The organism is Streptomyces sp. NPDC059851 (assembly GCF_042732005.1).
GTDB lineage: Bacteria > Actinomycetota > Actinomycetes > Streptomycetales > Streptomycetaceae > Streptomyces.
On sequence record NZ_JBHWJJ010000089.1, the window covers coordinates 24,072 to 34,061 of the forward strand.

Below are 9,990 nucleotides of genomic sequence, written 5' to 3' on the forward strand. Positions count from 1 at the left end.
GCCGCGCGCAACCGCTCCGGCCCCGCAACGGCCGTCCGTACGATGACGGTGACGACCGGACGGCGACGGGAGCGGCCTGGTGTTCTACCACTTGCTCAAGTACGTGTTCCTCGGCCCGCTGCTGCGGCTGCTGTTCCGGCCGCGGATCGAGGGGCTGGAGAACGTCCCGGCGGAGGGGGCCGCGATCATCGCCGGCAACCACCTGTCCTTCTCCGACCACTTCCTGATGCCCGCGATCCTGAAGCGGCGCATCACCTTCCTGGCCAAGGCCGAGTACTTCACCGGGCCGGGGCTGAAGGGCCGGCTGACCGCCTTCTTCTTCCGCAGTGCCGGGCAGATCCCGGTGGACCGGTCGGGCCGGGACGCCGGGCGGGCCGCGATCCGCGAGGGGCTGGGGGTGCTGGCCCGGGGCGAGCTGCTGGGCATCTACCCGGAGGGCACCCGCTCGCACGACGGGCGGCTGTACAAGGGAAAGGTGGGAGTGGCGGCGATGGCGCTGGGTGCCGGGGTGCCGGTCGTCCCCTGCGCGATGGTCGGCACCTTCGAGATCCAGCCGCCCGGGAAGAAGATCCCCAAGATCCGGCGGGTCACCATCCGTTTCGGCCGGCCGCTGGACTTCTCGCGGTACGCCGGGATGGAGGGCGAGCGGGCGGTGCTGCGGGCCGTCACCGACGAGATCATGTACGCCGTCCTCGACCTGTCCGGCCAGGAGTACGTCGACCGGTACGCCGCCGAGGTCAAGGCCGAGGAGGAGGAAGCGCGGAAGAAGGCCCGGCGCAGGACGCGCTGAGCCTTCTCCCGAGCGGTGCGGTGCGGTGTGCGGGCGCGGCGTCCGGCGGGGCCGGGCGCCGCTCCCGCGGGGGCCTCCGGGTCAGCGGACGGCCGGCAGCTCCTCGCGCGCCGGGAAGTCCGACGCCGGGGCCGCCGCGCGCGACTTCGCGGCGGCCGGGGCGGGGGCGACCGGGGCGGCGTGCGGAGCGCACACCACGTTCTGGGCGTCGACCTTGCCCTGGAGCAGGTAGGCGTCCACCCGCGCGTTGATGCAGGGGTTCACCAGGCTGGTGACGCCGTGCGAGCCGGCGCCCTGCTCGGTGATCAGGCGCGAGCCGGCGAGGCGGCGGTGCAGCTCGACACCGCCCTTGTACGGGGTGGCGGCGTCACGCTCGGCCTGGACGATCAGCACCGGCGGCAGACCGCGCTTGGCGCCGACCTCGATCGGCTTGTGCTGCTTGGACTTCCAGGTCGCGCAGGGCAGGTTCATCCACGCGTTCGACCAGGTCAGGAACGGGTACTTCTTGTGCAGCTCCGTGTTGTCCCGGTCCCACTTGGCCCAGCTGGTCGGCCACTTGGCGTCGGCGCACTCCACCGCGGTGTAGACCGCGTTGCCGTTCTCCGAGGCGGCGTTGCCGACGGTGTCTGACATGTCCGGGGTGACGGCCTCGATCAGCGGCTTCTCGTCACCGGCGGCCCAGGCGCTGAAGGCCTGCGCGACCGGGACCCACGAGGAGTCGTAGTACGGGGCGCTCTGGAAGAAGCCGATGAGCTCGGCCGGGCCGGCGACGCCGCCCAGCGGCTTGGCCTTGGCCTGGGCGCGCAGCTGCTGCCACTTCGCCTCGACCTCGGCCCGGGTGTCACCGAGGTGGAAGGAGGCGTCGTTCTTGGCGACCCAGTCCTGCCAGTCGTTCCAGCGCATCTGGAAGGCGACGTCCTGGCCGAGGTTGGCCTCGTACCAGATGCTGTCCGTCGAGGGGTCCACCACGCTGTCGACGATCATGCGGCGCACGTGGGTCGGGAACAGGGTCGCGTAGACACCGCCGAGGTACGTGCCGTACGAGACGCCGAGGAAGTTCAGCTTCCTCTCGCCGAGGGCGGCGCGGATGACGTCCAGGTCGCGCGCGGTGTTCGGCGTGGTCATGTGCGGCAGCATCTCGCCGCTGCGCTCCTTGCAGCCGTCCGCGTACTCCGCGGCGAGCTTGCGCTGGGCGGTCTTGTCGGCCTCGGTGTCCGGGACCGGGTCGGCCTTCGGAACCTTGACGAACTCCTGCGGGTCGACGCACGAGATGGGCGTCGAGTGCCCCACTCCGCGGGGGTCGAAGCCGACGAAGTCGTACGCCTTGGCGGTGTTCACCCACAGGGGCGAGTTGGTGGTGGACCGGCGCGGGAAGCGCATGCCGGAACCGCCGGGTCCGCCGGGGTTGTAGAGGAGCGCGCCCTGGCGCTCCTCCTTGGTGCCGGTGCTGGTGGCGCGGTCCACCGCGATGTCGATGGTCTTGCCGAACGGCTTCGCGTAGTCGAGCGGAACCTTGACCCAGCCGCACTGGATGGGGGCGGCGAGGCCCCAGTCGGCAGGACAGTCCTTCCACTGGATGCCGGCACGGGCGGCCCGCGCGGCGGCGATCTGGACGCCGAGCGCCTCCGGGACCGGGCTGCTGCCCGTGGTCGCCGCGGCGGCCGGCGGGGCGAGCAGCAGGCCGGCGGCGAGTGCTCCGGTGATCAGAGTGGCAGCGCTCCCCAGCGCTGCTTTGTGTATCACGTGGTCGTTCCCCCTGGATCGGGCCCGGCCGTGGGCGGACGGGTCACATCGGGTCGGTCGTGCGTCGGTCGTGCGCATGTACAGGGGATCTTTTCGCCTGACCTACACCTGACAACAGGTCAAGGTCGCGTTCTTTGCCAACCCGATAACCGGCACGGCATGTACCGCTCAGCGGTGTCTGGTTCGTCCCAGCTTCGCCGAGCGGTCACCAGCCGTACGTACGACACGCCGCGTCGAGGAGCCCGCGCAGCCGCAGCGCGTCCGGCGCAAGTACCGTGACCAGCACGGCCGGTCCGGCCAGCGGGGTCACCGCGGCGAACTCCCCCAACACCGCGGCGGCCGGCGCGTCCCGGACGAACCGGGGGTCCACGACCAGGAGCTGACCCACCGCCCGGTGCCCCGCGAGCCCCGCCGGGCCGTCCCAACCGCCGGGCGCGCCCGGACCGCAAGCGAGCTCCTGGTCCAGCAGCGGGCGGCCGTCCCGGAGCACGGTGAGCCGGCTGCGCAGCAAGCCCGGCTCCTCCCCCGTACGGCCGAGCACCTGCTCCTCCCTCAGCAGCAGTCGGGCGCCGGGGGCGAGTTCGGCGCGGGTCCGCACCCGCAGGTCGCTGCCGCGCACCGAGACCAGCGGCTCGGGCAGCCAGCGCACCGCCGCGCCCTCGTCCGCGGTGATGCGCACGTCGTACCGCGCGGGCTCGCCGCCGCGGCCGGGCAGCGCCAGGGTGGCGGCGGCCGAGGCCAGGGCCAACCGCGCCCCGGGCCCGGCGGCGGCCTCCACCGCGAGGTGGTCGCCGCCCAGCGGGGCGCTCATGGCGCCGACCAGCATCACGCCGGCCTCGGTCCCGGCGCCCCGGATGCGGCGCAGCGCGAGCGGCCCCTCGCCGGTGAGGACGGGGAGGGCGGTGCCGCCGCGGCCGTCGGCGGCGGCGCGGATCCGGGCGGTGGCCCGGAGCCCGGTCGGGGGCGGGGGCGGGGCCGGGGGTGTGGCGGGGCGGGCGCCGGCCGGGGCGAGGGGGCGGGCGCCGGCCGGGACGGCGGGGGGCGCAGAGGTCACCGTACGGCCCAGGCGGCGAGCCGCTCGCGGACCCAGGCGGCCACGGGGGCGACCCCCGCCGCACCGCGCAGGGACTGGAAGGTGACGGGGAGGTCGCCACGCTGCTCGGCGGCGTCGCGGGCCATCCGGTCCAGGTCGGAGCCGACGTGCGGCGCGAGGTCGGTCTTGTTGACGACGAGCAGGTCGGCCGTGGTGACGCCGGGGCCGCCCTTGCGCGGGATGTCGTCGCCGCCCGCCACGTCGATGACGAAGATCTGGGCGTCGACGAGGCCGCGGGAGAAGGTGGCGGTCAGATTGTCCCCGCCGGACTCGACGAGGATCAGGTCGAGCGGGGCGGTCTGCCGGTGGGCTTCCTCCAGTTCCTCCACGGCCTCCAGGTTGGCGGAGATGTCGTCGCGGATGGCGGTGTGCGGGCAGGCGCCGGTCTCCACGGCGGTGATCCGCTCCGGCGGCAGCACGGCCTCGCGCAGCAGGAACTCGGCGTCCTCGCGGGTGTAGATGTCGTTGGTGACGACGGCCATGGACAGTTCGGTGCGCAGGGCGCGGCAGAGCGCCGCGACGGTGGCCGTCTTGCCGGAGCCGACGGGTCCGCCGAGCCCGATGCGCAGGGCGCGGCGCGAGCCGTCCGCCCGGAGGGGCTCGGCGCTGTGGGTGTGGCGCTCGGGGTAGGTCGTGCCGTGGTCGAGGTGCATGGGCTGGGGTCTCCCGGGGTCGTGGAGGTGGTCAGAGGCGTGGGCGGCACGGAACGCACGAGCGTCGGAGCCTTCGGAGCCGTGGGCGCCGTCGGAGCCCTCAGGACGCGAACAGGCGTACCGGCCAGGCGGCGTGGATCTCGGCCGCGACGTCCAGCAGGGGCGAGGAGGCCGCGGGCAGGGCGTCCGGGCCTTCGCGCCGGGCCCGGTGCGCGGCCCGCGCGGCCCGGTCGGCCACGTCGTCGAGCTCGGGGGCGAGGCGGGCCAGGACGCCGCTGGCCCCGAAGGGGTCGAGGCCCAGCAGCCGCACGGTCGCGGTGGCCGGCCCGCCGATGCTCTCGTACGCCGCCACGTGCGCGGCATCGAGCGGGCCGAGCCCGGCCGCCCTGGCGGTGAGCCCGAGCACCACGGGCTGGTGCGCCCCGCGCGGGAACGCCGCGGCCAGGGCGTCGAGTTCGGTGGCGGGCCAGGTGGCGCGGGCCGCCCGCAGCAGCTGTCGGCCGAGCCGACGGGCGGCGGCGCGCAGCGCGGGCGAGGGGGTGCGGGCGTCGGCGGCGGCGTCGAGGACGGCCGGGTCGAGTCCGAGGGCAGCGGCCGCGGCGAGGGCTGCGGCGGTGAGCCCGGCCGTGTGGAGGCGGCCGCGGCAGAAGTCCTCCAGGCTCGCTGCGTCGTGGATCCGGCCCGCCTTGCAGGCGGCTTCCGCCCCGCCGGAGTGGGCGTGCCCTCCGGCGGGGAATCGGCCGTCGGCGAGGACGAGCAGTGCGGCGCGGCCCATCAGAAGAGGAAGTACCGCTGGGCCATGGGGAGTTCGGCGGCGGGTGCCGGCTCCACGGCCTCGCCGTCGATGGTGACGGTGAAGGTGTCGGCGTCGACCTCGACCCTCGGCATGGCGTCGTTGTTGCGCATGTCCGCCTTGGTCACCTTTCTGGTGGTCTCGATGGGCACGAACTCCTTGCCGAGCGCGAGCCGTTCGGGCAGGGCGTCGTCGAGGGCGGCCTGCGCGGTGAAGTTGACCGAGTTCCGTCCGGGGGCCAGGCCGCGGCCGCCGAACATGGGGCGGGGCAGTACCGGCTGCGGGGTGGGGATGGAGGCGTTGCCGTCGCCCATCTGCGCGTAAGCGATCTGGCCGCCCTTGATGACGGTCTCGGGCCGGACTCCGAAGAAGGCCGGGTTCCAGAGCACGAGGTCGGCGAGCTTGCCGGTCTCCACGGACCCGATCTCGCGGGCGAGCCCCTGGGCCACGGCCGGGTTGATCGTGTACTTGGCGACGTAGCGGCGGGCCCGGTGGTTGTCGGCGGGCCCGTCGCCGGGCAGGAATCCGCGCCGGCGCTTCATCACGTGGGCCGTCTGCCAGGTGCGCAGGACGACCTCGCCGACGCGGCCCATGGCCTGGGAGTCGGAGGAGATGATGGAGATCGCACCGAGGTCGTGCAGGACGTCCTCCGCGGCGATGGTGGAGGGCCGGATCCGGGACTCGGCGAAGGCGAGGTCCTCGGGGACGGACGGGTTGAGGTGGTGGCAGACCATCAGCATGTCGAGGTGCTCCTCGACGGTGTTGACGGTGTGCGGCCTGGTCGGGTTGGTGGAGCTGGGCAGTACGTTCGGCTCGGAGACCACGGTGATGATGTCGGGTGCGTGGCCGCCGCCCGCACCCTCGGTGTGGTACGCGTGGACGGTCCGTCCGGCGACGGCGGCGAGGGTGTCGCCGACGAACCCGGCCTCGTTGAGGGTGTCGGTGTGGATCGCGACCTGGGCCCCCGTCTCCTCGCAGACGCCGAGGCAGGCGTCGATCGCGGCCGGGGTGGCCCCCCAGTCCTCGTGGATCTTGAAGCCGAGTGCGCCGCCGCGCAGTTGGGCGTGCATGGCCTCGCGTGAGGTGGTGTTGCCCTTGCCGAGCAGGCCGATGTTGACGGGGTAGGCCTCCAGGGCCGCGAACATGCGGGCGAGGTGCCAGGAGCCGGGGGTGATCGTGGTGGCCTTCGTGCCCTCGGCGGGTCCGGTGCCGCCGCCGACCAGGGTGGTGATGCCGGAGGCGAGGGCCTCCTCGACGACGGTCGGGGAGATGAAGTGCACGTGGGCGTCGATGGCGCCGGCCGTGACGATCTTCCCGTTGCCCGCGATGACCTCGGTCTCGGGGCCGATGACGAGACAGGGGTGGACGCCGTCCATGGTGTCCGGGTTGCCGGCCTTGCCGATGCCGCAGATCCGGCCGTCGCGGATGCCGATGTCGGCCTTGACGATGCCCCCGTGATCGAGGACCACGGCCCCTGTGATCACCGTGTCGGGGGCGCCCTCGGCGCGGGTGGTGCGGGCCTGCCCCATGGACTCGCGGATGACCTTGCCGCCGCCGAAGACGGCCTCGTCGCCCGAGCGCCCCGGGCCGCCGCAGAGGTCCTCCTCGATCTCGACGAAGAGGTCGGTGTCGGCCAGCCGGATCCGGTCTCCGACCGTCGGCCCGAAGAGGTCGGCGTACGTCCCGCGTTCCAGCTCAGCCATCGAGCGGCCCCCCTGTCTCCCCGCGCAGCCCCCATACGGTGCGCAGCCCGCCGAGCGGTACGAGTTCCACCTCCACCGGGATGCCCGGCTCGAAGCGGACGGCGGTGCCGGCGGCGACGTTGAGCCGGAGTCCACGGGCGGCCGGGCGGTCGAAGTCGAGGCCGGGGTTGGCCTCGGCGAAGTGGTAGTGCGAGCCGACCTGGACGGGCCGGTCGGCGGAGTTGAGCACGGTCAGGCGGGTGACGGGGCGGCCTTCGTTCAGGCGCACCGGGCCGTCCCCGTGGACGATCTCACCGGGGATCATGAGGCTGCCGCCCTTCAGACGATCGGGTCGTGGACGGTGACGAGTTTGGTGCCGTCCGGGAAGGTCGCCTCGACCTGGACGTCGTGGATCATCTCGGGGATCCCCTCCATCACGTCGGCGCGGCCGAGCACGGTGCGGCCGGAAGCCATGAGCTCGGCGACGGTCCGTCCGTCCCGGGCCCCTTCGAGGATGTGCGACGTGATCAGGGCCACCGCCTCGGGGTGGTTGAGGAGGACCCCGCGCGCCTTGCGCCTCGCGGCTACGTCCGCGGCCACGTGGATGAGCAGTCTCTCCTGCTCGTGCGGTGTCAGGTGCACGCGTATCACCAGCTTCCAGGACGGGGTCGAGCGAGGGGCGAGCCGACCCTAATGGCCATCAGTGCCGTGTTGACCTGCCCGTTTCCGGGCCAAGCAGGTCTTGCCCCCATGCTGGGAAAGGCTTTCCGCCCCGAGTACCGCCGCTTTGCCGGCGGGCGGGTGATCATTGACGGAAGGCCGCGGCCGCCCACCCTAGGCGGCTCGCTTTTCCGTCGCGTTAACCCACGTTTCGGGCAGGCACCCGTTTCGGCCCCGGGACCGGCTCCGGCAGGTTCCGTATACGGCCGCCCGGGAGCCGCCCCGGAGGAGTCGCATGTTCCGCAATCCGGTCCGCCACATCACGTTCGACGCCCTGGACCCGTACGGGGCCGCCTCGTTCTGGTCCTCGGTGACGGGTTTCCCGATCCACCCGCACGACAGCGAGGGCGACGACGAGGTCCTGCTGGATCCGGGGCAGCCTGGGGTTCCGGGCTTGCTGTTCGTCCGGGTGCCGGAGGCCAAGTCCGTGAAGAACCGCGTCCACTTGGACGTCCAGCCGCAGACCGGCACCCGGGACGAAGAGGTCGAGCGGCTGATCGGGCTCGGAGCGAGGCTCGTGGACGACCGGCGCCGGGAGGACGGCACAGGCTGGGCGGTGCTCGCCGACCCGGAGGGCAACGAGCTGTGCATCGAGCGGAGCGCCTCCGAGCGCGCCTAGCCCGGCGGCCGGAAGACGGGCGCCGATCAGCACGTTCCGGCGGTGTGCGCCGGACTCCCGGCAGGCCAGGGCAGGGCGATCCACACGGTCTTGCCGCCGTCCTCGGTGGGGCTGACCGACAGCCGGCCGCCCGCCTCCGCGGTCAGCCAGCGGATGATGACCATGCCCCGCCCGTTGTCCTGCTGGACGGCGGCCGGGAGCCGTCGCGGCCAGCGCGGGTGGCTGTCGGTGACCCCGACCCGGAGCCACTCGCTCCGCTCCAGCCTGACGTCGACGGTGAAGGTGGGCGACTGACCGAAGGTGTGCTGTACGGCGTTGGTGGCCAGCTCCGAGACGATCAGCCGGACGCTGTCGGCGGTGTCGGCGTCGTCCGGCAGCCCCCATTCGAGGAGGACGTCCGTGACGTAGCGGCGGGCGGCGGCGACCGAGGCGGGATCGCTCGGCAGAGTGACGGATGCTTCCTGATGGTCTGCCATGGCGACGGTCCCTTTCCCACCCGGGGCGGAACCGCCCCGGATCTGTGCTGGACGCCAGAGTGCCACCCCTCGTCCGGTGGGTGCGGCCGTTCACCCAAGATATGCATATATCTGTCGCCCGATGCGGTGAACTCTGCTACGGAAGAGCGTATTTGGACGGCAAACTGGTGCGAGCTGTGCCGGTGGAAGGAGGCGGGTATGCAGCATGGCCCCGCGGTGCGTCGGCGCAAGCTCGGCGAGGAACTGCGCACCCTGCGCGACCGTACCGGACTCACCAGCGGCGAGGCCGCCCGCATCATGGGCTGGCACCAGTCGAAAATCAGCCGTATAGAAACCGGCCGGAGCGGCGTGAAACCGGAGGACATCAGCCGCCTCCTCGACGCCTACGGGGACGTCGTCAGCCCCGAGCAGCGGGCCCTGCTGGAAGCCCTGTCGGTCTCGGCAGCCGGTCCCGGGCCCGGCGGCGACAACGGCCGCGGCCGCCAGTGGTGGCACGACTACCGCGGTCTGCTCCCGCAGGAGTACCGGGACTTCATCAACCTGGAGGCGGGGGCCCGGTCGGCCCGCACCGTGGAACTCTCCGTGGTGCCCGGACTGCTGCAGACCGCCGAGTACGCGCGGGCCGTGACCCGCGCCGCGCTGGGCGGGCTGCCGGAGCCGAAGGTGGACGCGCTGGTGGACGTACGGCTGGCCCGGCAAGCGGTGCTGCGGTCCGATCCGCCGCTGGAGCTGAGCGCCGTACTGGACGAGGCGGTGCTGCGACGGCAGATCGGGGGGCCCGGGGTGATGGCGGCGCAGCTGCGACACCTGGTGGAGGTGGCGCGGTTGCCGCAAGTGCGGCTGCAGGTGCTGCCGTTCAGCGTGGGGGGTCATCTCGGCCTGACCGGACCGTTCGTCATCTTCTCATTTCCGAACATTGCCGATCTGGATGTGGTGGTCCTCGACCATTTGACGAGTAGCCTCTATCTGGAGCGGAAGGAAGACCTCGAGGCGTACAGCGCCGCGTTCCGCACCATCCAGGCGCACGCCCTCCCGCCCCAGGACTCGTCGGATCTCATCAGCTCCCTGGCTGACGACGCGTAAGGAGGCACCCCCGTGTCCGCAACCCCCCTCTCCCCCGGCGGACTCCTCACCAGAGCCCGGTGGCGGCGCAGCAGCCGCAGTACCGGAATGAACAACTGCGTGGAAGCGGCCGTCCTCAGCGGCGGCATGCTGGCCGTCCGCGACTCCAAGCGGACGGACGGCCCGGCCGTGCTCTTCACCGGGCCGGCCTGGGCGGGCTTCCTCGCCTCGGTACGGGCGGACCAGCCCGTATGACGTCCTAGGTGTTCTGTCCCGGGAGGTTGTGGACGGGTGATGCAGGTCTCGGTTGAGGGATCTTGAAATGGGTGAGGGCCTTCTGGCCTGGTGTGGATTGCGAC

General features: G+C 72.8%; 12 protein-coding genes. 4 read left to right on the forward strand and 8 right to left on the reverse strand.

What is annotated here, in order from left to right:
• Positions 1–79 precede the first annotated feature (79 nt).
• Entirely contained in the window at positions 80–790 is a 711-nt protein-coding gene (locus ACFV7Q_RS26120; protein ID WP_385431808.1) for a lysophospholipid acyltransferase family protein, read from the forward strand.
• Positions 791–871: 81 nt separating this feature from the next.
• Here the strand turns inward: ACFV7Q_RS26120 and ACFV7Q_RS26125 are convergent, their stop codons facing one another.
• The 7 genes from ACFV7Q_RS26125 to ACFV7Q_RS26155 form a co-directional block, all read right to left on the reverse strand.
• Positions 872–2,533: an alpha/beta hydrolase gene (locus tag ACFV7Q_RS26125; protein WP_385431810.1), complete on the reverse strand. Its 1,662-nt coding sequence runs from the start codon at positions 2,531–2,533 to the stop codon at positions 872–874.
• Positions 2,534–2,738: 205 nt separating this feature from the next.
• Positions 2,739–3,467, reverse strand: a complete 729-nt coding sequence (locus ACFV7Q_RS26130; protein WP_385431826.1) for an urease accessory protein UreD — start codon at positions 3,465–3,467, stop codon at positions 2,739–2,741.
• 116 nt (positions 3,468–3,583) lie between these two features.
• The gene (gene ureG / locus ACFV7Q_RS26135) at positions 3,584–4,279 is read right to left on the reverse strand and encodes an urease accessory protein UreG (protein WP_385431812.1); all 696 of its coding nucleotides are present in this window, start codon (positions 4,277–4,279) and stop codon (positions 3,584–3,586) included.
• Positions 4,280–4,379: 100 nt separating this feature from the next.
• Positions 4,380–5,054, reverse strand: coding sequence for an urease accessory protein UreF (locus ACFV7Q_RS26140; protein WP_385431814.1), 675 nt, complete (start codon positions 5,052–5,054; stop codon positions 4,380–4,382).
• Positions 5,054–6,775, reverse strand: coding sequence for an urease subunit alpha (locus tag ACFV7Q_RS26145; RefSeq protein WP_385431815.1), 1,722 nt, complete (start codon positions 6,773–6,775; stop codon positions 5,054–5,056). Before ACFV7Q_RS26145 ends, ACFV7Q_RS26140 begins: the two co-directional genes overlap by 1 nt.
• On the reverse strand, positions 6,768–7,079 hold the full coding sequence (locus ACFV7Q_RS26150; protein WP_385431817.1) for an urease subunit beta: 312 nt from the start codon (positions 7,077–7,079) through the stop codon (positions 6,768–6,770). The genes ACFV7Q_RS26145 and ACFV7Q_RS26150 overlap by 8 nt, the downstream gene beginning before the upstream one ends.
• Before the next feature lie 14 nt (positions 7,080–7,093).
• Entirely contained in the window at positions 7,094–7,396 is a 303-nt protein-coding gene (locus ACFV7Q_RS26155; RefSeq protein WP_360637513.1) for an urease subunit gamma, read from the reverse strand.
• Between the two features lie 313 nt (positions 7,397–7,709).
• Between ACFV7Q_RS26155 and ACFV7Q_RS26160 the strand changes: the two genes are divergently transcribed.
• Positions 7,710–8,093 carry a VOC family protein gene (locus ACFV7Q_RS26160; protein ID WP_385431819.1) on the forward strand — a complete coding sequence of 128 codons (384 nt, stop codon included), beginning with the start codon at positions 7,710–7,712 and terminating at the stop codon, positions 8,091–8,093.
• 26 nt (positions 8,094–8,119) lie between these two features.
• Here the strand turns inward: ACFV7Q_RS26160 and ACFV7Q_RS26165 are convergent, their stop codons facing one another.
• Positions 8,120–8,569 (reverse strand): ATP-binding protein, encoded by a 450-nt coding sequence (locus ACFV7Q_RS26165; RefSeq protein WP_385431821.1) that lies wholly within the window; start codon positions 8,567–8,569, stop codon positions 8,120–8,122.
• 198 nt (positions 8,570–8,767) lie between these two features.
• Between ACFV7Q_RS26165 and ACFV7Q_RS26170 the strand changes: the two genes are divergently transcribed.
• Positions 8,768–9,652, forward strand: a complete 885-nt coding sequence (locus ACFV7Q_RS26170; RefSeq protein ID WP_385431822.1) for a helix-turn-helix domain-containing protein — start codon at positions 8,768–8,770, stop codon at positions 9,650–9,652.
• Positions 9,653–9,664: 12 nt separating this feature from the next.
• Positions 9,665–9,886, forward strand: coding sequence for a DUF397 domain-containing protein (locus ACFV7Q_RS26175; protein WP_385431823.1), 222 nt, complete (start codon positions 9,665–9,667; stop codon positions 9,884–9,886).
• Positions 9,887–9,990 lie beyond the last annotated feature (104 nt).

Excerpts from the sequence above, each read along its gene's own strand:
- ACFV7Q_RS26160 (WP_385431819.1), top strand. The coding sequence starts at position 7,710 with ATGTTCCGCAATCCGGTCCGCCACATCACGTTCGACGCCCTGGACCCG.
- ACFV7Q_RS26150 (WP_385431817.1), bottom strand. The coding sequence starts at position 7,079 with ATGATCCCCGGTGAGATCGTCCACGGGGACGGCCCGGTGCGCCTGAAC.
- ACFV7Q_RS26145 (WP_385431815.1), bottom strand. The coding sequence starts at position 6,775 with ATGGCTGAGCTGGAACGCGGGACGTACGCCGACCTCTTCGGGCCGACG.
- ACFV7Q_RS26165 (WP_385431821.1), bottom strand. The coding sequence starts at position 8,569 with ATGGCAGACCATCAGGAAGCATCCGTCACTCTGCCGAGCGATCCCGCC.
- ACFV7Q_RS26140 (WP_385431814.1), bottom strand. The coding sequence starts at position 5,054 with ATGGGCCGCGCCGCACTGCTCGTCCTCGCCGACGGCCGATTCCCCGCC.
- ACFV7Q_RS26170 (WP_385431822.1), top strand. The coding sequence starts at position 8,768 with ATGCAGCATGGCCCCGCGGTGCGTCGGCGCAAGCTCGGCGAGGAACTG.
- ureG (WP_385431812.1), bottom strand. The coding sequence starts at position 4,279 with ATGCACCTCGACCACGGCACGACCTACCCCGAGCGCCACACCCACAGC.